The 22,180-nt window shown below is 71.2% G+C and carries 22 protein-coding genes; 6 read left to right on the top strand and 16 right to left on the bottom strand.

Annotated elements, in window-relative coordinates:
* Window positions 1-141 precede the first annotated feature (141 nt).
* On the top strand, window positions 142-1,539 hold the full coding sequence (locus ACIBKY_RS30675; RefSeq protein ID WP_397101909.1) for an aminopeptidase P family protein: 1,398 nt from the start codon (window positions 142-144) through the stop codon (window positions 1,537-1,539).
* On the opposite strand, the gene ACIBKY_RS30670 is transcribed toward ACIBKY_RS30675, so the two are convergent.
* Window positions 1,536-2,396, bottom strand: coding sequence for a LysR substrate-binding domain-containing protein (locus tag ACIBKY_RS30670; protein WP_397101907.1), 861 nt, complete (start codon window positions 2,394-2,396; stop codon window positions 1,536-1,538). The two genes, ACIBKY_RS30675 and ACIBKY_RS30670, sit on opposite strands and share 4 nt — an antisense overlap.
* 82 nt (window positions 2,397-2,478) lie before the next feature.
* On the opposite strand from ACIBKY_RS30670, the gene ACIBKY_RS30665 reads away from it, so the two are divergent.
* Entirely contained in the window at window positions 2,479-3,642 is a 1,164-nt protein-coding gene (locus tag ACIBKY_RS30665) for an MFS transporter (protein ID WP_397101905.1), read from the top strand.
* A gap of 111 nt (window positions 3,643-3,753) precedes the next feature.
* Here the strand turns inward: ACIBKY_RS30665 and ACIBKY_RS30660 are convergent, their stop codons facing one another.
* From ACIBKY_RS30660 to ACIBKY_RS30650, 3 genes are read right to left on the bottom strand one after another with little or no spacing between them, the layout of a single operon-like run.
* Entirely contained in the window at window positions 3,754-5,478 is a 1,725-nt protein-coding gene (locus ACIBKY_RS30660) for a glycoside hydrolase family 3 protein (RefSeq protein ID WP_397101903.1), read from the bottom strand.
* A complete protein-coding gene (locus ACIBKY_RS30655; protein ID WP_397101901.1) occupies window positions 5,475-6,722 on the bottom strand; it encodes an MFS transporter in 1,248 nt (415 codons plus the stop codon). The genes ACIBKY_RS30660 and ACIBKY_RS30655 overlap by 4 nt, the downstream gene beginning before the upstream one ends.
* Complete coding sequence (locus ACIBKY_RS30650) at window positions 6,715-7,398, bottom strand: tyrosine-protein phosphatase (protein WP_397101899.1); 684 nt, start codon at window positions 7,396-7,398, stop codon at window positions 6,715-6,717. The genes ACIBKY_RS30655 and ACIBKY_RS30650 overlap by 8 nt, the downstream gene beginning before the upstream one ends.
* Before the next feature lie 23 nt (window positions 7,399-7,421).
* On the opposite strand from ACIBKY_RS30650, the gene ACIBKY_RS30645 reads away from it, so the two are divergent.
* Window positions 7,422-8,198: a GntR family transcriptional regulator gene (locus ACIBKY_RS30645; protein ID WP_397101897.1), complete on the top strand. Its 777-nt coding sequence runs from the start codon at window positions 7,422-7,424 to the stop codon at window positions 8,196-8,198.
* On the opposite strand, the gene ACIBKY_RS30640 is transcribed toward ACIBKY_RS30645, so the two are convergent.
* Window positions 8,195-8,758, bottom strand: coding sequence for a hypothetical protein (locus tag ACIBKY_RS30640; RefSeq protein WP_397101895.1), 564 nt, complete (start codon window positions 8,756-8,758; stop codon window positions 8,195-8,197). The genes ACIBKY_RS30645 and ACIBKY_RS30640 overlap by 4 nt on opposite strands.
* Before the next feature lie 140 nt (window positions 8,759-8,898).
* On the opposite strand from ACIBKY_RS30640, the gene ACIBKY_RS30635 reads away from it, so the two are divergent.
* Both ACIBKY_RS30635 and nuoH read left to right on the top strand, forming a co-directional pair.
* Complete coding sequence (locus tag ACIBKY_RS30635; protein ID WP_397102166.1) at window positions 8,899-9,699, top strand: helix-turn-helix domain-containing protein; 801 nt, start codon at window positions 8,899-8,901, stop codon at window positions 9,697-9,699.
* Window positions 9,700-9,732: 33 nt separating this feature from the next.
* Window positions 9,733-10,959 carry an NADH-quinone oxidoreductase subunit NuoH gene (nuoH, locus tag ACIBKY_RS30630; protein WP_397101893.1) on the top strand — a complete coding sequence of 409 codons (1,227 nt, stop codon included), beginning with the start codon at window positions 9,733-9,735 and terminating at the stop codon, window positions 10,957-10,959.
* Here nuoH and ACIBKY_RS30625 read toward each other — a convergent pair.
* The 11 genes from ACIBKY_RS30625 to ACIBKY_RS30575 all read right to left on the bottom strand — a co-directional run bounded on the left by ACIBKY_RS30625 (window position 10,935) and on the right by ACIBKY_RS30575 (window position 21,484).
* On the bottom strand, window positions 10,935-11,522 hold the full coding sequence (locus ACIBKY_RS30625) for a 4'-phosphopantetheinyl transferase family protein (protein ID WP_397101891.1): 588 nt from the start codon (window positions 11,520-11,522) through the stop codon (window positions 10,935-10,937). The genes nuoH and ACIBKY_RS30625 overlap by 25 nt on opposite strands.
* Window positions 11,523-11,539: 17 nt before the next feature.
* Window positions 11,540-12,199, bottom strand: a complete 660-nt coding sequence (locus ACIBKY_RS30620) for a hypothetical protein (RefSeq protein WP_397101889.1) — start codon at window positions 12,197-12,199, stop codon at window positions 11,540-11,542.
* Window positions 12,196-13,542, bottom strand: a complete 1,347-nt coding sequence (locus ACIBKY_RS30615) for an MlaD family protein (protein WP_397101887.1) — start codon at window positions 13,540-13,542, stop codon at window positions 12,196-12,198. Before ACIBKY_RS30615 ends, ACIBKY_RS30620 begins: the two co-directional genes overlap by 4 nt.
* Window positions 13,539-14,570, bottom strand: a complete 1,032-nt coding sequence (locus ACIBKY_RS30610) for an MCE family protein (RefSeq protein WP_397101885.1) — start codon at window positions 14,568-14,570, stop codon at window positions 13,539-13,541. Before ACIBKY_RS30610 ends, ACIBKY_RS30615 begins: the two co-directional genes overlap by 4 nt.
* The gene (locus ACIBKY_RS30605) at window positions 14,567-15,598 is read right to left on the bottom strand and encodes an MCE family protein (RefSeq protein WP_397101884.1); all 1,032 of its coding nucleotides are present in this window, start codon (window positions 15,596-15,598) and stop codon (window positions 14,567-14,569) included. Before ACIBKY_RS30605 ends, ACIBKY_RS30610 begins: the two co-directional genes overlap by 4 nt.
* Entirely contained in the window at window positions 15,595-16,620 is a 1,026-nt protein-coding gene (locus ACIBKY_RS30600; RefSeq protein ID WP_397101882.1) for an MlaD family protein, read from the bottom strand. The genes ACIBKY_RS30605 and ACIBKY_RS30600 overlap by 4 nt, the downstream gene beginning before the upstream one ends.
* Window positions 16,620-17,690 (bottom strand): MCE family protein, encoded by a 1,071-nt coding sequence (locus tag ACIBKY_RS30595; protein WP_397101880.1) that lies wholly within the window; start codon window positions 17,688-17,690, stop codon window positions 16,620-16,622. The genes ACIBKY_RS30600 and ACIBKY_RS30595 overlap by 1 nt, the downstream gene beginning before the upstream one ends.
* A gap of 1 nt (window position 17,691) precedes the next feature.
* Window positions 17,692-18,711, bottom strand: a complete 1,020-nt coding sequence (locus ACIBKY_RS30590; protein WP_397101878.1) for an MCE family protein — start codon at window positions 18,709-18,711, stop codon at window positions 17,692-17,694.
* 5 nt (window positions 18,712-18,716) lie between these two features.
* Window positions 18,717-19,571, bottom strand: coding sequence for an ABC transporter permease (locus tag ACIBKY_RS30585; protein WP_397101876.1), 855 nt, complete (start codon window positions 19,569-19,571; stop codon window positions 18,717-18,719).
* Window positions 19,571-20,356 carry an MlaE family ABC transporter permease gene (locus tag ACIBKY_RS30580; protein WP_379612901.1) on the bottom strand — a complete coding sequence of 262 codons (786 nt, stop codon included), beginning with the start codon at window positions 20,354-20,356 and terminating at the stop codon, window positions 19,571-19,573. The genes ACIBKY_RS30585 and ACIBKY_RS30580 overlap by 1 nt, the downstream gene beginning before the upstream one ends.
* Before the next feature lie 213 nt (window positions 20,357-20,569).
* Window positions 20,570-21,484, bottom strand: a complete 915-nt coding sequence (locus ACIBKY_RS30575) for a cation diffusion facilitator family transporter (RefSeq protein WP_397101874.1) — start codon at window positions 21,482-21,484, stop codon at window positions 20,570-20,572.
* Between the two features lie 185 nt (window positions 21,485-21,669).
* Here ACIBKY_RS30575 and ACIBKY_RS30570 point away from each other — a divergent pair, with 185 nt between their 5' ends.
* Window positions 21,670-22,128 (top strand): MarR family winged helix-turn-helix transcriptional regulator, encoded by a 459-nt coding sequence (locus ACIBKY_RS30570; protein ID WP_397101872.1) that lies wholly within the window; start codon window positions 21,670-21,672, stop codon window positions 22,126-22,128.
* Window positions 22,129-22,180 lie beyond the last annotated feature (52 nt).

Below are 22,180 nucleotides of genomic sequence, written 5' to 3'. Positions count from 1 at the left end.
CTCTCGTAGGAGGGTCTTTCCCCGCTCAACGCCCGGGTTAAGCACTCCGTGCCCTCATCCGTCGGCAAGCAGGCTGGCCTGCCGCACCGGCGCCCTACTAATATGTGAAATACCACTCTCCGACCGCAGCGCAGGGAAGCGATGAACGAGCAGCTGAACACCGGTAGCCACGACCTGCCCATCACCGAAGAACTGGCCGCCTTCATGCGCACCGGCTGGGCCGACACCCGGCGTACCGACCTGAGCGCGCTGCCCATCGCGCCCTGGGCGGCCAAGCGCAGGGCCGCCCTGGCCGCCCGTTTCCCGGGCGAGCGCCTGATCGTGCCGGCCGGGGTGCTCCGGGTGCGCAGCAACGACAGCGACCACCGGTTCCGGCCGCACAGCGCGTACTCCTATCTGACCGGCGCGAGCGAGCCGGACGACGTGCTGGTGATCGAGCCCGACGGGCAGGCCAGGCTGTATCTGCGCCCGCGCTCCCCGCGCGAGGAGGGCTCGGAGGCGTTCTACCGCGACCGGCGCTACGGCGAGTTCTGGGTGGGCCGCCGGCCCGACCTGGCCGAGGCCGAGCGGCTCTACCAGCTGGAGTGCGCGGACATCCACGACTTCCGCCCGGCCGGACCGGCGCGCGTGCTGCGCGGTGTGGACCCGGTCGTCGACGCCGCCGTCGCGGCCGGCGACGGCGACGCGGACCTCGCGATCTTCCTTTCGGAGATGCGGCTGGTCAAGGACGAGTGGGAGATCGGCGAGCTGCAGGGGGCCGTGGACGCCAGCGTGCGCGGCTTCGAGGACGTGGTCCGCGCCCTGCCCGAGGCCCTGCGGCACACGCGCGGCGAGCGCTACCTGGAGGGGATCTTCGGGCTGCGCTCGCGGCTGGAGGGCAACGCGGTCGGCTACGACAGCATCGTGGCCTCCGGCGCGCACGCCTGCGTGCTCCACTGGGTCCGCAACGACGGCCGCCTCGACCCCGATGAGCTGCTCCTCATGGACGCCGGAGTCGAGGCCGACAGCCTCTACACCGCCGACATCACCCGCACGCTTCCGCTGTCGGGCCGCTTCAGCCCGGTGCAGCGCCAGGTGTACACGCTGGTGTACGAGGCGCAGAACGCCGGGATCGCCGCGCTGCGTCCCGGCGCCCGCTTCCGCGACTTCCACCTGGCCGCCATGCGCGTGATCGCCGAGGGCCTGCGGGACTGGGGCCTGCTGAGGGGCTCGGCCGACGAGATCATGGACAGCGGCCTCTACCGCCGCTACACGCTGTGCAGCAGCGGCCACATGCTCGGCCTGGACGTGCACGACTGCGCCAAGGCCCGCTCCGAGGTCTACCTGGACGGCGTACTGGAGGAGGGCCAGGTGCTCACCGTCGAGCCCGGCCTCTACCTGCAGCCCGACGACCTCACGCTGCCGGCGGAGTTCAGGGGCATCGGGGTGCGCATCGAGGACGACCTCGTCATCACGCGTGACGGAGCCCGTCTCATGTCCGCCGCCCTCCCCCGCCACCCGGACGAGATCGAGGGCTGGATGGCCACCCTGCTCTCCTAAGCGCCCAGGGTGGTCAGGAAGCGCGCCACCGCCGGTGTGGGGGTGGCGCGGGCGTCCCAGGCGACGCCGATGGGCCGCTGCTGGGCGGGCACGAGCGGCAGGTAGACGGGTTCGTCGTGCTCCAGCACCGCCGGTCTGGGCAGGATGCCGACGCCCAGCCCGGCGCCGATGAGGCCGCGCACGGTCGCGATCTCCTCGCTCTCGAAGGCGATCACCGGCTGGAACCCGGCCGCCCGGCACAGCCGGTCGATGACGTGCCGCAGGTCCGTGGTGGGCGCGAAGGCGATGAACGGCTCCCGCCGTACCTCACGCAGCCGCAGCCCCGGTACGGCCAGCGGGTGCTCGACCGGCAGCGCGATGCACAACTGCTGCTCGCGCAGCCCGTGCCAGCGGGCCGGATGCGCCTGCGGCGGCGGCGTCACCAGGGCGGTGTCGATGTCGCCCTGCTGAAGCCACGCGTACAGTTCCCGGCCGAACCCCTGCCGCAGTTCGAAGCGGATGCCCGGCGTCCGGTCCCGGTGGTCGCGCAGCACCTCGGGCACCAGCCAGCGCCCCACCGAGTGCAGGAACCCGAGCCGGATCAGGCCCGTGCCCGGATCGGTCAAGGCCTCGATCCGGGCGCGCGCCTCGGTCAGCTCGGCGACCGCGCGCGCCGCGTGCTCGCGGAACAGGGTGCCGAACCGGTTCACGGCCAGCCGCCGCCCGTGCCGGTGGAACAGCTCAGCCCCGAGGTCGGTCTCCAGCCTGGCCAGCGCCCGGGAGAGCGTCGACTGGTTGACGCGCTCCAGCGCCGCGGTGTCGCGCATGTTCTCGGTCTCGCACAACGACAGGAACCAGCGCAGCGTCTGGACGTCCATCCAGCGATGATGCGTCAAGCGCATCAGCAGCGTCAACCGGTGCATTTTTGAGCATCAGGTGAGACCAGGCAGCATCGTGGCCGTGATCCGCCGCGTGAGATATGCGTTGATGTTCGGCGGCCTGGCGAACTTCCTGGCCCTCTACTACGTCCAGCCCCTGCTGCCCGGGATCGCCGCCCGCTTCGGCGTCTCCCCCGCCGAGTCCACGGCGGCGCTGTCGCTGACCACGATCACGATGGCGCTCGCGCTGCTGTTCGTCGGCCCGATCTCCGACATGACCGGCCGGGTGGCCATCATGCGCGCCTCCCTGCTCGGCTCGGCGGCGCTCGGGATCGCCGGCGCGTTCGCGCCGACCTGGCACACGCTGCTCGTCCTGCGCGGCCTTGAGGGGATCACGCTGGCCGGGCTGCCCGCCGTGGCGCTGGCCTACCTGCGCGAGGAGACCCCGCCGCAGGCCCACGTGCGCGCCAACGCCACCTTCGTCATGGGCACCGCCGTCGGCGGCGCCGCCGCGCGACTGCTGCCCGGCCCCGCGCACGCGCTGTGGGGCTGGCAGGGCGCCACGCTGGCCGTCGGCGGCATCATGCTCGTCTGCGCGGCCGGTCTGTGGGTACTGCTGCCGCCCTCACGCGGCTTCACCCGGTCCACGCCGAGCCTGCGCGGCCTGGCCCGCAACACCGCGCTGACGCTGCGAGACCCGGCGCTGGTGGCGTTGTGCCTGGTCGGGGCGACGACCATGGGGGCGTTCGTGGGGTTGTGGAACACGCTCACCTTCCGGCTGGAGGCGGCGCCGTACCTGCTGGGCGGGGCGGGGGTGCTGGTCTTCCTCGCCTACCCCTTCGGCGTGCCCGCGCCCGTCGCGGCGGGACGGCTCGCGCTGCGGCGGGGCCGGGGCGCGACGGTCCTGCTCGGCGTGGCGCTGCTGCTGGCGGGGACGCTGCTCACCGCCGCGCCCCAGCTGCCCGCGATCGCGGCCGGGGTGGCGGTGCTGACCTTCGCCTTCCTCGGCACGCACTCGCTGGTCAGCGGGTGGGTCTCGGACCGCGCGCAGCGGGTGGGCGTGGGTGTGGGGCAGGCGGCGGGCCTGTACCTGCTGGCGTACTACGCGGGCAGCTCCCTGTTCGGGACGCTGGCCGCCCAGCGGTGGGAGAGCGGCGGCTGGTCCGGCGTGATCACGGTCTCGGCCGCGCTGACCGCGGGCGCGGGGCTGCTGGCGGCCATGGCGCGCCGCTTCGACGCACGGTGAAGAAGCTCGCCGCCGACGTGGTGCGGGCGCAGCCCGGCGGCCAACGCGCCCCTGCTGACCGAGCGCATCCCGGGGGCCAGGATGCACCTGATCAGCAGGCGCGCGGCACGCCTACTTCGAGGAGTTCCGCGAGGAGGCGGGGCCGCTGGTGCTCGACTTCCTGGCCGACGCGCCGGGGTGACCGGCGGTGAAGAGCGGGTCGCGGGTGTCGAACGGCACGTCCTCGCGCGACTCGCGCACCGCCCGCATGGACGACGGCAGGTCGAAGGGCAGCACCCCGTCCACCGGCGCCCGGCCGAGCAGCGCGTCCAGCACCACCTCGTCGGCCGCGCCGAAGTCCGCCAGCATCCGGTCGGCGACGGGCACCAGCCCGGTCAGGACGGCCGGACGGTCCAGGTGGACGCAGAAGGCCACCGGGACCTTCGCGGCCACCGCCCGCAGCCGGTCGAGCTCGGCGGCGTCGAACTCCAGCGAGCCCGCGTGGAAGTGGGACTCCAGCAGCCCCTCCCGCCGCTCGTAGGGCGCGTTCAGGCGGATCACCGCCAGGTCGGCGTCCTCCGGCCGTTCGGCCACCCGCCCGTGGCGGGCGGCGACGTCGGGGTCGACGTTCTCGACGTAGAGGGTCCGCGCACCCCGCGGCTCGCCGGTCAGCCACACCAGCGAACGGCGCTGCGCCTCCCGGCCCAGGCTCCGGTGCTCGGGCGCGCCCACCAGCCGCTTCGCCGCGTCCGGGTCGGCGTACGGGTTCTCGAACAGGCCGAGACGGAACTTCTCGCGCAGGATCCGGCGCGCGGAGACGTCGAGGCGGGACTCCGGCACGCGGCCCGAGCCGACGAGCTCGGTGAGCAGTTCCGGGCAGGTCTCGCCGCCGAGCTGGTCCACACCGGCCTCCAGCATCATCGCCAGCTGGTCCGGGACCGGCAGATGCTCGACGCCCCAGTTGCGCGGCGGCAGGGAGACCACGCCCGGGATCTCGAAGCCGGTCAGCGCGTTGAAGTCCGTGCAGACCACGCCGTCGAAGCCGAACCGCCCGCGGGCCAGGCCGGTGATCACGTCGCGGTTGAAGCCGGCGCCGACCTCCGCCAGGCCGCTGCCGGTGGGGATGGCGTAGCACGGCATCAGCTGGCTCACCCCGGCCGCGAAGGCGGCGGCGAACGGGCGCAGGTGGTAGCCGAGGTTGGCGCCGGGGTAGGCCTGGTGCCTGCCGTACGAGAAGTGCGGGTCCTCACCGGCGGCCTGCGGGCCGCCGCCCGGGAAGTGCTTGACCATGCAGGCGACGCCCGCCCCCTGCATGCCGCGGATGTAGGCGGCGACCATGCGCGCGGCGCGCTCGGCGTCCTCGCCGAACGTTCCGCTGATACGCGCCCAGCGCGGCTCGGTGGCCAGGTCGGCCATCGGGTGCAGGGCCAGCCGGATGCCGGCCGCGCGCAGTTCCCGTCCGGCCATCGCGGCGAAGCGCTCCACCAGGGCGGGGTCGTCGCTCGCGGCCAGGCCGATCGGCTCGGGTCCCGGGCTGAAGCCGCCGCCGGTGTGCGCGGTCGCCGGGTTGCCGGCGAAGCCGTGGCGCGGGTCGGAGGAGAAGGTGACGGGGATGCCGAGCCGGGTGCCGGCGGCCAGGTCCTGGACCGTGTTGTTCCACTCGGCCATCTCGGCCGGGGAGGGCACGCGCATCATCGCGAAGTGGGTGAGGTGCCGCTCGGTGACGAGCTCGGCGCCGGAGCCCGGGAACATGCGGCCGTGGCACATCAGCCCGGCCTTCTCCTCCAGGGTCATGCGGCCGAGCAGGTCGGCGACCCGGTCCTCCACGGGCAGAGCGGGGTTCTTGTAAGGGGTCATTTCCTAATCAAGGGGGTCAGGGCGGTGGCGAGCAGGGCCGCGACGGCACCACCGCAGAAGAGCAGGAAGTAGTTCTTGTCCGCCGCGGGGGCGACCGGGTCGCCGCCCACGGCCAGCAGCAGCGGCGCGACGGCGGGGGCGATCGACTGCGGCAGGGCCTTGGCGATGTTGAACACGCCGAGGTAGCGGGCCGAGTCCGCGCTGCCGGGCATCACCCGGATGACGAGCGCGAGGTCGACGGCGTAGAAGACACCGAGCCCGATCCCGGCCAGGCCGGTGGCCAGGTAGATCGGCCAGACGGTGTCGGCGACCATCTTGACCAGCATCGAGGCGGTCAGCAGCAGCCCGGCCACGACGATGAAGGCCCGGTACGCCCGCGTACGCGAGGCCAGCTTGCCGGAGACGCCCGCGGCGGCCACGTTCAGCAGCAGGGAGAGCAGGCCCGTGGCCGAGACCAGCGCCGCCGCCGCGGCGGTGCTCATCTCCAGCCGGGTCATCAGGTAGAAGAGCCCGAAGGTGCCGATGAGCGCGTTGGCGAACTGCAGCAGGAAGCGCTGTACCCAGACCACCGTGAAGCTGGGCGAGAGCCGCGGGTCGAAGACCATGCTGGACAGCACGCTGCGCAGGTTGACCGGCGCGGCCTCGGGCACGACGGTGTCGTCGCGCAGCATCCGCCAGGCCAGCAGCCCGCCGAGCGCCCCGGCCGCAGCGGGGATGAGGAAGAGGGCGGCGACGTTGCCCGGCAGCAGGCCCACGAGGACCAGTCCCGGTGTGACGCCGGCGAACCCGGCCGCGCCGAACAACCCCGAGACCGTCGCCTGCTGCTCGGGCGGCACCCGGTCGGCGATCACGGCCGACAGCGCGGCCAGCGCGGCGTTGTAGGACGCCTGGGCCAGCAGCCAGCCGGCCAGAAGCTGGGCGGTCCCGGTCGCGGTGGCCATGACCACGGCCGCGGGCACGCCGCCGGCCAGCCCCGCCATGATCCAGGGGCGGCGGCGGCCGTATCGGCTGCGGGTACGGTCGGACAGGTGGCCGAAAACCGGATTCAGCAGGAACGCGGCCAGCGCGCCGACGGCCGTGACCACACCGAGCAGGCTCTCCTTGGCGGCCGGGTCGATCTCGTTGGCCTTGAGTCCGAGGGTCGCGATGAGCGGGGTGGCCAGGGCGAAGGTGAGCAGCAACTCGGTGACGAGCAACGCGGTGATGGTATGGCGGGGCGCGCGCACCAGGACGAGCTCAGCCACGGATGGCCGCGATCGCCGCCGGTGAGACGCCACAGCGCAGCAGGAACTTCTCCGCTCCGCCGTGCCTGGACCCGATCGTGGCGAGGAAGGCGGTGATCGCCTCCGCGGGAGCCCGGAGCAGCGGTGGCGGGATCTTGGCGAGCCGCTCACGAAGCGCCTCGACCCCCGCCTCCCCGGCGGCACCTTCGTTCAGCGCGGTGACACTCGCGTGCCCCGCGGCCAGTTCCCGGAAGATGTCCGGAAGGGCCGCCGCGGTCGCCACGTAGTCGGCCACGATCTCCTCCCCGGACACGCCCCGCAGGTCGAGCAGGAGCGCCACGAACAGCCCGGTCCGGTCCTTGCCCGCCGCGCAGTGCACGAGGACGGGCCCCTGGAAGGCGACGATCTCCGCCGCCGCGGCGATGACACCGGGCGCGCCCTCCGCCATCCGCACGTAGAAGGCGCCCAGGTCGGCACCGGTCTCCATGGGGGGAATCACCCCGGTGACGTCCAGGGGCAGGTGGTGCACGACGCACCCGGGCACGGGGTCCCACTCGCCGGGCACACGCTCGGCCGCACCACGGAAGTCCACGATCGAGCGCACGCCGCGGAGTTGCTCAAGCGCTCCGGGCCAGCAGGAGGCGAACGGCTGCGCGGAGCGGAACAGAGCCCCAGGAAGCGGTTCACGGAAGTTCATGAGAGGCACATCTAGATGTCTAGATGTTGAAGTTGACGCGGGTCAATACTGCCGATGGCAAGCTGGTGAACATGCGTTCCTCCATCCCGGTCTACCTCCGGCTCGCCCGCACGCTCCAGGAACGGATCGACTCGGGCGCCCTGCCCGCCGGATCCCGGCTGCCCAGCGAGCCCGAGCTGTCGGCGGAGTTCGGCGTCAACCGGCTGACGATCCGCCAGGCCATCGCGGAACTCGACCGGGCCGGCTCCGTAGAGATCCGCCGTGGCATCGGAACCTTCGTCCGCTCCCCCGTCACCCGGGTCTCCATCGACGTCGACCCCCTCAGCCAGCGGGTCGACCTGGGCAGCATGCACGCCGGCCTGCCCGCGGAAGGCGTGGACGGCGCCATCGAGCGCATCGTCGCCACCGCCACCGCCGCGAACGCGCCCGAGGACCGCGAGGCCGCCGCCCACCTGGGACGCGGCCCCGGCGAGCTGGCCCGCATCGACACGCTCATCTGGATCGAGTCGGAGCCCTGGGCCATCAGCACGTACTGGCTGCCCAAGCACCTGCTGCCCGGCCGCCTGCCACCGGAGGGCAACGTGGTCCGTTCCCTGGGCGTGGCGCTGCAGTACGACTGGCGGGCCTTCAGCGCGACCGCCGCCGACATCGGCGACGCCGAGCACCTGGGCGTGGCCATCGGCAGCCCGCTGCTGGTCCGCGAGGGCGTCAGCTGTGACCCTGACGGCATGCCCGTCCTCTTCGTACGGCGCCGCATCCAGGGCGACCGTATCCGCTTCGTCCTGAACTTCCGGCGTTAGAGCATGAAGACCAGCTGAACGGCGATGACCACGTCCACGACCCCGCACCACTCGGCGAAGCTGCGAGCCACGACCTTGTCGAGCTTGAGGTGCACGAAGTCCCAGACCCCGTGGAAGAACCACCCGGCCGCCACCAGATACCGCCCGATCTCCGGATCGACGATCAGACCGGCGAAGGCCAGCACCCCGAACGCCAGCATCCCCACGGCCTGGACCCGCAGCGTCCCGGAGCTCCTGAGCTGCCCGTCGACCGCACCCCAGACGAGGACCACCAGCGCCATCCCCGAATACACGAACGCGGGCTCGACCACGTCCAGCACCCGCAGCCCGATGACGAGCGCGAGCCCGATCACGAGACCCGGCCAGGTGGCCTCCCGCCGGCCGAGCTTGGCGACGACGAGGTAGAGCAGCGGCAGGATCAGCAGCGTGCCCGCGAGCGAGCCCACCTCCTCCTCCGATCCACCGCCGCCGGAGGTGAGGGCGGACAGGGCCAGCGCGAGGGCGGTGGGCCAGCGGTTCCTGAGCCAGAGGAGCGGGTGTTGCCGTGTCGTCGATGTCATGCATCAAAACTCGGCCCGCCGGCCGTCAAAGGGCAGATGCGGAACGCACGACTCGGCCATGCGGTTTCCCTCTGGCCACGGGCCCGGACGGGCGGGCCGGGTTCCGGGAGCAGGTGGGGGTGAGGCAGGCTTGACGGGTGATGGCGATTCACTCGCTGCCCACGCGGCCGCAGGCGGAGCCGTACGAGATGACCGCCCGTCTGCCGCCGCCGTGGCTGCGTCCGTACGTGCTGGGGTGGGCCGGGTTTCGCACCCGCGCGGGCGAGGCCGCCCGGCCCAGCCGGATGCTGCCGCTCAACGCGGCCACGCTGATCGTCGACTTCACCGGCCTGCCCCCGATCGTCACCGGACCCCGCGCCGCCGTGACGTCCTCGGCCCCTTCGCCGTGGCGGTACGGGGTCGCGCTCGGGCTCACCCCTGCCGGGATGTCGGCGCTGACGGGCGCGCCGCTGCGCGAGGTGGCCGGGACGACCGTGCCGCTGGAGGATCTGCTCGGCGCCCGTGCCGGGGAGCTGACCGGGCGGTTGATGGCGGCGGCGAGCTGGCCGGAGCGCTTCGGCCTGCTGGAGGAGCGGCTGACGGCGTGGCTGCGTCCCGGCGCCGGCCGCGACGAGCCGGTCATGCGCGCCTGGTCGCGGCTGCAGGATCCGGCCGGGCCGACCACGATCGCGGCCCTCGCCGCCGAGCTGGGCGTCAGCCGTCGTTTCGTCGAGCTCGGGTTCCGCCGCGTGGTGGGGTTGTCACCCAAGACGGTGGCCAGGATCGCCCGCTTCCAGCGGACCGTGGACACGTGGAGACGGCCGCCGGCCCGGCTGGATACCGCCCTCGCCTGCGGTTACGCCGACCAGTCCCACCTGGCCAGGGAGATCCGGGCGATGGCGGGGATGACGCCGAAACAGCTGTTCGCATTCGTTCAATACACCGATCGGCTCGCCGATTAGCGTGACCTTCCTCTGCGGAAGGAGCACCACGTCATGGCCGATCCGACCCTCGCCGACTTCGGCGCGGACCCGTTGTGGATCATCATCGTGAAGGCGGTGGCGCTCTTCCTCTTTCTGGCGCTGGGGGTCGTCTTCGGGGTCTGGTTCGAGCGCAAGCTGATCGCGCGCATGCAGCACCGTCGCGGGCCCAGCCGGGCCGGCCGGGCCGGCATCCTGCAGTCGGTCGCCGACGCGATCAAGATGGGCCTGAAGGAGGATCTGTTCCCGCGCGCGGTGGACCGGGTGCTGTACCTCCTGGCGCCGGTCATCATGGTGGTGCCGGCGTTCCTGGCCTTCTCGATCGTGCCGTTCGGGCCGGTGGTGAGCCTGTTCGGGGTTCGGACGCCGCTGCAGCTGGTGGATCTGCCGGTGGCGGTGCTGTTCATGCTGGCCATGGGCGCCATCTCGGTGTACGGGGTGGTGCTGGCGGGGTGGTCCTCGCGCTCGCCGTACGCGCTGCTGGGTGGGTTGCGGAGTGTGGCGCAGGTGGTCTCCTACGAGATCGCCATGGGCCTGTCCTTCGTCGGCGTGTTCCTGCTCGCCGGGACGCTGTCCACCTCGGAGATCGTCAGGGCGCAGGAGCAGACCTGGTTCGCGTTGCTGCTGCTGCCGTCGTTCCTGATCTACGTGGTGTGCATGTTCGGCGAGGCCGCCCGTATCCCGTTCGACCTGCCCGAGGGTGAGGGCGAGCTGGTCGGCGGCTTCCAGACCGAGTACTCCTCCTCGCTGAAGTTCGCCCTGATCATGATGGGCGAGTACCTGCACACGTTCACCGCGTCGGCGATGGCGATCACGCTGTTCCTGGGCGGCTGGCGGGCGCCGTTCGGGCTGCCGGACGAGGGCTGGTGGGGACCGCTCTGGTTCTTCGTCAAGTTCGTGCTGGTCTTCTGCTTCGTCGTGTGGGTACGCGCCTCGCTGCCGCGTGTCCGCTACGACCAGCTGATGGCGCTGGGCTGGAAGGTGCTGATCCCGGCCGGCCTGGCCTGGATCATGGTGGTGGCGGCGGTGCGCAACCTGGTGGTGAACGGCGCCGAGCCGCTGGGCATCGGCCTCGGCGTGGTCATCGTGCTGGGAACGCTGGCCACCTGGCTACGGTTCGACACCGTGAGACAGCGGCGTGAGGAGGCGCGGCTCGCGCGGCTGTCCGGCACGCCCGCGGCCGGCGGATTCCCGGTGCCGCCCCTCGACCTCCCGCACTACCACGACGGCTCCCGGCCGTGAAGCAGGCGCTCGGCCTTCACGTCGGTGACCGCCACCACCACGACGTCCGGCGGCTCCCGCCATTCGAGCACGTGGTGACCGTCCCGCTCGATCGGGGTCCGGACGGTGTCCAGGGACAGTTCGCCGCGTTTGATGAGCGCCTCCTTGCGCGCCCACAGGCGGATCAGCTCCGTGTTGTCGGTGATGCTCGTGGGCGCGGCTATCTGGGCGGCCAGAGTGGTGTCGAAGGCGCCCGGAGGGACCCGTTCCGCGTCGATGCCCACCTTTCCCGGTCCCGCCGCCGCCGCGACGTAGCCGCGCGTGTGACTCAGGCTGACGCCGAGGCCGGGGAACTCCTTCAGGTACGGCCGGCCGTGCCCCTCTCCATGGATCTCGCAGTACTGCAGCAGGGTGAGCGTGGCCGGGTCGGCATCCAGGCAGGCCGCGGCGCAGAGCCGTACCAGAAGGTGGGCGGCGACGAACGCGCGGCGGTCGGCCTCGTGCACGAAGCGGGCCGAGCGCGCGCGCTCGACGTCGGTGAGCCAGGCGGCCGGGGCGAGCACCTGCTCGGGACGCGCGCCCATGACCACGGCCGTGGCGGCTACTTCTTCTTGGTGGGCGTGGGGCTCGGGTCGGCCAGGGGTGTGCCGTCCTTGTTGTACTGGTTCTCCTGGGCCGCGCCGAGCACCGTGACCTCGCGAACCTTCCATGACCCCTTCTCCCGCACCAGAGCGATCTTCAGGTGCGAGTCCTTGACGCTTCTGATCGCCTTGGCGGTCGTCACCTGTTGGTCCACCACCACAATGGCATGGGCGGAGGACTGGTCGACGTCGGCGAGGTAGACGTCGCGGACGGTGGCGACGGAGACGGCCCGCAGCTTGACGATGACCTGTTCCATCACGCCGCCGAAGGCGTCGTCGTAGGTGTTGAGGAAGTCGCCGGTGGCCATGGCCATGAGCTTGGTCCTGGTGGCCTGAAGGCTCTGGTAGTCGTAGCTGAGCAGCGACTGGCCGAAGGTGTGCGCGGCCTGCGAGACCTCCAGGCGCAGGGCCCGGTCGGCCTCCAGCGCGGCGCGGGCGTCCTGGGCGCGGCCGGCGGAGATCCACTGGAGTACGGCCGTCGCGGCGAGCGCGGCGACGAGCATGGCGGCCACGGCGCCCATGATCTTCGTGCGGAGACCGGAGTCGGCCTTCGCCTGAGCCTCGGTCTCAACCTCGGCTTCAGGCTCAGCCTTCGCGGGGGTTTCCTGGTCGGTGGTCATGAAAGCTCCGTTTCGCGCCGGCGGGCGGCCCGGCCCACCGCGATCCAGCCCACGATGCCACCACCCGCGACGACCGCGAGGAAAATCGCGGCGATCAGGGGTGTGTGGTCGAGTGGGGTGTCGGCCGAGGCTGTCCTGGCGGGGAGGTCCTTCTTCGGGGTCTGTGTCGCCGCTGCCGTGGGCTCCGGCTTCTTCTCCGAGGTCACGGGCCGGGCCGCGCGCGCGTCCTCCTGCTCGCGGGGGCGCTCGTCCTCGTCCTTCTCCGGGCGCCGCGCGGCGGCCTCGGGAGCGGCGGGCGCCCGCTTCGGGCAGGCGCGCAGGCCCGGGATGGCCGGGGGCCCCAGCGGCTCGGCGTACTCCTCGGCCACCTTCGGCCCGCCCGGCACACTGAAGACGAACATGTTGCGCCCGTAGACGGTGCCGTCGCGGCGGTCGCTGATGTCGTCGGCCAGGCTGAGCGCCGTCGGCATCGTGCTCAGCAGGTGGTGGATGTTCCGCTCGGAGTCCGGGGAGAAGATCGGCTTGTGCGGCGTCCCGGCCGCCGACAGCAGGCAGGAGAAGCCCGGCCTGGCCCGCTGGAGCAGCCCGTCGATCTGCGCGAACACCCCCGGCCCCTGGTCCAGGAAGGCGTTGAGGTCCTGCCGCGACTCCACCAGCGACGAGGTCACCAGCTCGGTGTTCTCGATTCCCGAGGCCAGCTCGTTCCTCTTCCCGGCCAGCGTGTGGGTCAGCTCGGTCAGCTGCACCGACAGCTCGTCCAGTACCGCGGAGTTGTCGGCCAGCGTGTCGGTCAGGCCGTGGGCGTCGTCGATGATGCTCCTGATCGCCGGCGAGCGCCCTTCCAGCGCCACGGCCAGCTCGTGCGTGATCGTCTTGGCGTCCTTGGGCGGGACCGCGTTCAGCAGCTTGCCCACGCCCTCGAACAACTTCTTGTAGTCCAGCGGCACCGACGTCTTCCGCAGCGGGATCGTGTCGCCGGGCGCGAGGTTCTGGCCGGTCATCGTCTTGGGCGGGGACAGCTCCACGTACGGCTCGCCGATCGCCGACTTGCGCCGCACCTCGGCCGTGAGCGCCTTGGGCAGCCGGACCTCGCGCTCGATGTCGAGGCCCACGACGATCTTGCCGGGCGCCAGCCGTACGTCGCCGATCCGCCCGACCCGCACGCCCAGGTAGGCGACGTCGAAGCCGCGGATCAGGCCGGGCGAGGACTCGAACTCGGCCGAGACCCGGTAGGGCTGCTCGATCGCGTCCAGCTTGATGATCGTGGTGAACGCCCAGATCGTCATCACGATGCCCAGGAGCGCGAAGAAGCCCAGGTTGAGGTAGATGCGCAGGCTCTTCATCGTGGCGGCTCCCACAGCAGCCGGAAGTCCTTGAGCTGGTTCGGCAGCGCCGGCGGCTCGACCTTGATGTCGTTGGGGATGACGCCCCTGCTGTCGTTGACCAGCAGGCCCTTCAGCCAGACGTAGATGAGCACCTGGCCGTTGACGGTGATCGGCGGCGTGTCGATGAAGTACTGGATCCTGGCCATGAGGCGCTTGAGGTCCTCCTTGCCGCGCACCATCGCGCCGGTGACGCCGTCCAGCTCGCGCATGATCGTGCGCAGGCGGGCCGCGTGGCGCGGGTAGACGGTGGTGTTGGCCTCCCTGGCCAGGCCGGTCAGCGCGACGATGGCCTTCTTCACGTGCTTGCGCCCGTGCGCGATCCTGGCGGTGGCCGCGGCCAGCGTGCCGGGCAGCTTGTCCAGTTCCTTCTCGCCTTTGGCCAGGTCGTCGCCGAGCCGCGCCAGGTAGTCCACGGTGGCCGCCAGTTCGGTGCGGGCGGCGGCGTAGCTGTCGGTGACCTCGGCGGTCTGCCTGATGAGCTTGTTGACGTCGCCGCCCTTGCCGGCGAAGGCGGTCGAGGCGGCGTCCAGGATGCCGTTGACGTCCTGTGCGCCGATGGCCTCGATGAGCGGGCCGGCCTTCTCGGTGACCTGCTCGATGTCGGGTTCCACCGAGGTGTCGGTGATCGTCGCGCCCTCGGGCAGGTACGGACCGGTGGACAGGTCCTTGCCCGGCGGCGGGGCGAGCGCGACGTAGTTCTCGCCCAGCACCGAGGTCTTGGCCACCGTCGCGGTCGTGCCCAGCGGGACCCGGTGCGCGCCGTCGATCTCCATGGTGACCCTGGCCCGGTAGCCCTGCAGCCGGATCTCGGTGACCGAGCCCACCTTGACGTCGGAGACCTGCACGCTGTGGCCGGTGACCAGGCTCTGCACGTCGTCGAAGGTCGCGTGGAGCGTCAGGTCGCCGCTCGTCCCGCCCAAGGTCTGGAGCGAGCACGAGGTGGTGATCGCCAGGGCGAGCAGGCCGGTCAGGGCGCGCGCTCTCATCGTCCGCCCTTCTTCTTCTGGAACGGGCAGTTGCTGAGCTGACCGGGCAGGCACGGCACCTTGCCCAGGTTCAGCGCGTCGAACAACGGCTGCAGCCACGCCCTGGTCATCGCGTTGAGCACGACGCGGATCTTCAGCAGATGGTTCTTCCTGTCCCAGGCCTCGACCAGCACGTCGGCGAAGTCGGCCGCGCCCTTGATCCCCGCGGCCAGCGACTCGCTGTTGGCCCGCACGGTCAGCACCAGCTCGGCCAGCGTCCCCGCGGCCCTGGGCAGGCGCTGTGAGTACTCCTCGATGATCACGTCGCCGCGCCGGACGAAGTCCGCCATGCCCGCGATGAAGCCGCGCAGCCTGCGGCGTTCCTCGGCCAGGATCGCGCTCGCCTCGGAGAAGGCGTCGATGGCCCTGGTCACCTGCCCCCGGCGGTCGTTGAGGCTGGTGGCCAGCCGGTTCAGGCCCTTGGCCAGGTCGATGAGCTGCTGATCCTGCTTGGCGAGTGTGCCGGTCAGCTCGGCGGTGTCGGAGAGCGCGTTGTTGATCGTCTTGCCGCGTCCGCGTACGCCGTCGGCCAGGTTGCCCGCGACGTCGCCGAGCTTCTCGTCGTCCAGGGCGTCGGTCAGCTTCGTGAAGGCGTCCAGCGCGTCGTCGATCTCCACCGGCAGGTCCGTACGCCCCAGCGGGATGACCGTGCCCGGCCCGGCCCGCCGCTCACCCGGCTTCCACGGCGGGTACAGCACCACGTTGCGCTCGCCGAGCGTGTTCTGCGGCGCGACCACCGCCTTCACCTGCTCCGGCAGCGGCACCCGCGCGTCCACCGACATCGTCACCCGGACCTTGTCGCCCTCGATCGCGATCCGCTCCACGTATCCGGCGTCCAGGCCCATCACCTTCACGCGCGCCTGCTCGTACAGCGAGGGCGCGCTCGGGAAGATCGCGGTGATCGTGTACGGCGCCGCCCCGCCCACCAGCCCGCACCCGCCGGAGGAGACCAGCAGGAGCGTCGCCACGAGCAGCTTCAGCACTCTCATCGGTCGTTCTTCCTGTCCTTGGCGATGGCGCCCAGCACCTCCGGGTTGATCGGGCCGAGCCCGGTGGCGATCGCCTCGATCCAGGGCCCCTGGCCGCCCATCGTCGCCAGGCCGGAGAACGTCGGGCCGATCCAGGCCACGAGCTTGTTGAACTCCTGGTTGCTGGCGTTGAGCCGCGTGGTGATCGCGCCGTTGTCGTCGAGGACCTGGACCAGCGCCTTCTCGTGCTCGTTGATCAGCTTGGTGGTGCTCTGGACCAGGTCGCTGCCGTCGCCCAGCAGCGTGCGCAGCTCGTTCCTGCGGCCGCGCAGCTCGTTCAGCATGATCTCGATGGCGTCGATCAGGCGGGCCAGTTGCTTGTCCTTCTTCTCCAGCAGGTCCATGATCCGGGTGCCGTTGTCGAGGAGCTTCTGCAGCTGGGGCTCGCTCTCGCTGATGGTGTCGGACAGGTCGCCGATGTTCTTCAGCAGGCGGGTGATGCGGCCGCGCTTGCTGGTGTCGATCTTGCCGAGCTCGGTGAGCAGCTCGTCCACGGCGTCGGTGTCCAGGGCCTTGACCAGGCGGGTGGCGTCCTTGACCGCGTCGTTGATCAGCGTGGGGGTGCCGGTGCGCTCCACCGGGATGCGGCGCTGCCCCTCCGGGAGCTGGTCCATGAAGGGGGCGGCGACGGGGCCGGTCAGCCTGAGGTAGCGGCCGCCGAGGAGGTTGGACAGGGCGATGTCGGCCCGGGTGGTGCGGCCGAGCCGTACGTCGGAGTCGACGCGCCAGGTGACCACGACGTGCCCCTGCGCGTAGTCCGCGCGGACCTCCGTCACCTCGCCGACGCGCACGCCCGCCACCCGCACGTCCTGCCCGCCGCGCAGGCCGCCGGAGTCGGTGAAGGTCCCCGACATCGTGTAGCCGCCCTCCAGCAGGCCCAGGCTGCCCACCAGGAACGTGGCGACCAGCAGCGAGCCGAGCACGGCCATCGACACGAGGCCGACGACGATCTTGTTGCGGTCGCGGAAGGACTTCAGGGCCATCAGTCACCCACCATGAGCTTCCGCAGGTCCTTGGTGCTGGCGATCTTCTTGCTGCCGCGCAGCGGGGGCGGCGTGGTCATCGGGTACGGGCACGGCGACGGTCCCAGGGCCACGCACGGGACGGCGGAGATGAAGTAGTGGCCGCGATTGACGCTGGAGTAGGCGCGCTCGAACAGCGGGCGGAAGGTGTTGACCGTCTTCTCGATGGTGCCCACGTTGCGCCGGATGCCGCCGGTCAGGCGCGAGAGGTTGTCCACGAGCGCGCCCAGTTCGCCGGCGTTCTTGCCGAGCACCTCGTTGGAGGTGTGCAGGGTCGTGCTCAGTTCCACGATCGAGTCGTCGATGAGCTTCCTGTTGTCCGCGAACGCCTCCGACAGCACCACCAGGTTGTCGACGAGCTGGGAGATCTGCTCATCGCGCCTGGCGACCACGCCGCTGACGGTCGCGTAGTCCTTCAGCAGGCCGCGGATCGTCTCCCTGCGCTCGGTGAGCGTGCCGGTGATGGCGTTGACGTTGTCGAGCAGCCTCGGGATGTTCTCGTCGTTGCCCTTCAGCGCCTTGGCGGCGGCGGTGAGCAGCTGGTTGATCTGCTCGGGGTCCAGGCTCCTGGTCAGCGGGCCGAGGTCGCTGACCAGCTCGCCGATGTCCACGACCGAGGCGGTGCGGGCGATGCGCGCGCCGGGCGGCAGGCGGTCCTTGGCGGTGCCGGGCAGCAGGTAGACCACGCGCTGGCCCACGGCGTTGCGCCAGCGGATCGCCGCCTCGGTGTCGGAGGGCACGGTGACGCCCTCCTGCACCTCCATGGTGACCTCGGCTCTGCCGTTCACCACCCTGATGGTGGCGACCTGCCCGACCGGCGCGCCCGCGATCTTGACCTGGTCGCCCTCGACCAGGCCGGAGACGTCGTCGAAGGCCGCGACGAGGGTGTAGCCGCCGCCGGTGGCGACCCGGGCGATCTGGACGGTGATCAGCCCGATCAGGCCTGCCGCGACACCGAAGAACAGCGCGAACTTCGCCAGGGTCCAGCGGCGCCGCACGATCTGCGGCGAGGTCCTGGCGGGTGCCGCCACCTCAGCGCCTCCCGTCGGTCGGGCCGCAGGCGCCGACGATCAGCTCGCAGATGTCGGTCGAGACGAACGCCTCCACCTGGATCTGCCGGGCGCCGTCCGGGCCCGGCGCCTCGATCAGCTCGTTGAGCAGGTCCACGAGCGTGCGCAGCCCGCGTACGCCGTCTCCGGCCAGGCCGAGCTGGGCGTAGATGAGCGCGGCCACCCGCTCGCCGGAGTGCACGCCGGCCCGCAGGTTCTGCCGGTGCTTGCGCAGGCCGTGCGCGGTCAGGTCGGAGACGTCGGTCATCTCCTTGAGCAGGGCGCGTACCTTGTCGGCGCGTTTCAGCAGGTCGGGGGTGATCGTGTTGAGGTCCTCGCTGATGGCCACGAGCTCGTCGCCCTTGCCGGCCAGCGCGCCCGAGAGGGCGGCCGTGTCGCGCAGGAACCGCTGGGCCAGTCCGCGGTGCTTGTGCGCGACGCCGACGACCGTGCCCGCGTCGTCGATCAGCTCGCGCAGGTCCTCGCCCTGTCCCTCCAGGCCCTTGGCGAGCGTGTGCACGATGACCGTGACCTCGCGCGGGTCGACCGCGTCCAGGCCGCGGTAGGCGTCGCCGAGCGTGTCGGACAGGTCCAGCGGGTCCTCGGTCTTCGTGATGACCGCCCCGCTGCCGAGGTACGGCCCCGCCCCCTCCCCCGAGCCGAGCTTCAGGTTGACGTACTTGGGCCCGAAGACCGACGCCGGTTCGATCGAGGCGACCGCCGACTGCGGCACCCGCACGCCCGCTCGCACGTGCATGGTCACCACCGCCTGCCCTTTGGCGTTGAGCGCGACGCCGGTCACGTCGCCCACGGTGATGCCGCGGATCTTGACCGGCGAGTTCGTGTCCATGCCCTGGCCGGCGCGGCCGAAGACCGCGTCGATCCGGGTCCCGCTCACCTGGGAGGCGTTGCGCACGATGAGGATCGTCGCCGCCACCAGCGCCACGACCACCAGGGCGGCGATCGCCATCCGGGTGGGCAGGGTGAGTTCCTTGCGTCCCATGCCCCTCACCCCGTCAGCTTCACGCTGCCGCCGCCACCCCAGAACAGGTACGACAACAGGAGGTTGAGCAGGACGATCGTGACGATCGACTGGCGGATCGCGCGCCCGGCCGCGACGCCCACGCCGACCGGGCCGCCGGTGGCGTAGAAGCCGTGGTAGCAGTGGATGACGATGACCGTGAACGCGAACACCCCGACCTTGGCGACGCTGAAGACGATGTCGCTGACCGGGAGGTACAGGTAGAAGTAGTAGTCGTAGACGCCCGGTGCCAGGCCGAACAGCACCGTGCTCATCAGCCGGGTGGCGAAGAAGCTGGCGAACAACGCGATCAGGTAGATCGGCATCAGCGCCAGCAGCGCCGCCACCACGCGGGTGCAGATCAGGTAGGTGAAGGCGTTGATGCCCATCACCTCCAGCGCGTCGATCTCCTCCGAGATCCGCATCGCGCCCAGCTCCGCCGTGAACGCCGAGCCGACCTGCGCCGCGAGCGCCGTGGCGGCGATGATCGGCGTGATCTCGCGGACGTTGGCGAAGCTGCCGACCAGGCCCATGAACGACTCGGCGCCGATCGCCTGGAGTCCCTGGTAGCCCTGGAGCCCGACGGTGGCGCCCACGACGAAGGCCATCGTGAACACCACGAAGATCATGCCGCCGCCGATGACCGTGGCGCCCACGCCGATCACGACGTCGCTGACCTGCCGCATGACGACCTTGAAGTAGCGCAGGCGCACGACGATGTCGCGTACGGAGTAGAACAGCACCCGCCAGACGAACAACGGCCAGTCGGCGAGCGTGGCGAACTTCTCGCCGAGCTCCCGGCCCTGCCGGGCGAACCTGAGGCCCGCCGTACGGGTCGCCATCACAGCGCCTTGGGCGGGTAGGCGAGGAAGTAGACGGCGGAGATCACGTAGTTGAACGCGAAGACCAGCATGAACGTGACCACGGTGGACTGGTTGACCGCCCGCCCGACGCCGACCGGGCTGGTCGCGCAGGTCATGCCCTTGTAGCAGGCGACGGCCGCGGCGATGAAGCCGAACACCCACGCCTTGAAGAGGGTGACGTAGAGGTCGGAGCCGACGACGAGCGAGAGCGCGCCGTCGAAGTACGCGCCGGGGGTGACGCCCTGGACGACGACGTTGAAGAAGTAGCCGCCCGAGGCGCCGGCCAGGATGACCAGCGGGCACAGGCACACGGCGACGGTGCTGGCCGCCCACATGCGCGGCGTGACCAGCCGGTGGATGGGGTTGACGGACATGACCTCCATGGCGCTCAGCTCGTCGCGGATGTGGCGGGCGCCGATGTCGGAGGTCATGGCGCTGCCTCCGGCGCCGGCGATGAGCAGGGCGCTGGCCAGCGGGGCGACCTCCCGGATGAGGCCGACGAAGACGGCGCTGCCGGTGGCGGAGGCGGCGCCGAGCTGCCAGGCCAGCTCGCCCACCTGGAGGGCGACGGTGGCGCCGAGCGGCAGCGAGACCAGGAGCACGGGCACACTCGTCACCCGGGCCAGGAACCAGCACTGCTCGACGAACTCCCACCACCAGCTTCTGACGTCCCAGGTACGCCGCAGCCCCTCCAGGACGATGACGAAAAGCTCACCCACCTGTCCCAGGGCCGACCCGGCCTTCCGGCCGACGTAACCGGCCATCAGCGCTCCGCCTTGGTTACCGTCATGACCACCTCGTGAACCGGGGCGACTCCGGAGCAGTCACCTTACTGACGAGTTGTCCAGTAGGTCGATGCTTTCTGCTGAATTTGCGCAAAAGCTATGAGACCCGGCTCACCTGTTGTCAGCCCACCACGAAATGTGACAACCCCGTTACCACTGCGGACCAGGGCGGCGCGACGAGAGTCCGGCCACCTAGCGGCGGGTGGGGGTCGGATCGAGGAAGACCTGGGAGATCGTGGGCACGTGGGCGCGCAGCCGCCGGTCCACCTGGTCGCAGGCGACCTCCACCCCGGCCGCGCTCGCCGCGTCGTCGAAATCGATCTTGGCCGCGACCAGCAGCCGCCCGGGCCCCAGGTACATGGTCAGCAGCTCGACCACGTCGGCCACCTCCGGCTGGGCCAGCAGCAGGGCCCGGATCTCCGTCTCCACCGGCCGCGGCGCGGCCTGCCCGATCAGCAGCGAGACGTTGGCCGCGATCAACGCCAGAGCCACGACCAGCAGCAGCACCCCGATCGCGACCGACGCCGCCCCGTCCCACAGCGCCGACCCGCTGAGCTGCGCACCCAGCAGCCCGCCCGCGGCGATGGCGAGCCCGGCCAGCGCGGCGGCGTCCTCCAGCATGACCGCCTTGAGCGCGGTGTCGGAGGTGCGGGCGACCAGCCGCACCGGCCCGATCCCCCACCGCCGCGCCTCGCGGCGCGCCTGCGAGAGCCCCTTCAGGAACGAGACGCCCTCGATGACGAACGACACCCCGAGCACCACGTAGGAGACGGTGAAGTCGCCCAGGGACTCGCCGTGGACGATCGTGTGCACCCCGTGGGTGATGGAGAACCCGGCCCCGCCCACCAGCGTGGCCACGGCCGCCATCATCGCCCAGAAGAACCCGGCCTTGCCGTATCCGAAGGGATGGCGCCGATCGGCCGGCCTGCCGGTCTGCCGGACCGCGACCAGGAGCAGGACCTCCGTCACCGTGTCGGCGGCCGAGTGGGCCGCCTCCGACAGCATCGCGGCGGATCCGCTGATCAGGCCCGCGACCAGCTTGGCCACGGCGATGGCGAGGTTGGCCAGGCCCGCGACCAGCACCGTCCAGAAGCTCTCCCCCGCCATGGCCATCACTCTACGTGAGCGATCTTGAGTACCTTCGAAATCAGGTGACTCCACAACGAAGCGCCCACGAAAGCGCGCACCAAAGCGCGAAGCGGCTCCGGGAACACATGGGTATGCGGGTTTCGACACAGGTCCGGCAGGGTTTGAGGAGGGGGGCAGGCGCTCGCGAGAGGTAGATTGAGATCATGAACGCCCCTCGTTGGCTGACCGACACCGAGCAACGCGCATGGCGTGCTCATCTCGCTCTGCACAAGCTGCTGATGCACCGCCTCGATCGGGAGTTGCAGGAGTTCGAGTTGTCGCTCAACGACTACGAGATCCTGGTCAACCTCTCCGAGAGCCCGGAGCGCAGGATGCGGATGAGCGACCTGGCCGACGCCACCATCCAGTCACGCAGCCGCCTGTCGCACCAGATCTCCCGCATGGAGGCCAAGGGCCTGGTGGTCAGGGAGGACTGCCGCGACGACCGTCGTGGAACGTTCGCAGTGCTCACCCAGCAGGGCTGGGAGACGATCCAGCGGGTGGCGCCCCACCACGTGGCCAGCGTCCGCGAGCACTTCGTGGACCGGCTGACCGACGACCAGCTCGACGAGCTCGACGCGGCGTACACGCCGATCGTGGAGCATCTCAAGAAGCTGCGCTGACACCCAACCGATACCGGCGACCGGCCCGTCGGCTCCCGCACGCTCGCTACGA

Source organism: Nonomuraea sp. NPDC050394 (genome assembly GCF_044459065.1).
GTDB lineage: Bacteria > Actinomycetota > Actinomycetes > Streptosporangiales > Streptosporangiaceae > Nonomuraea.
The sequence above is the reverse complement of the archived record's forward strand: the minus strand, read 5'-3'. Positions and strand labels throughout refer to the sequence as shown.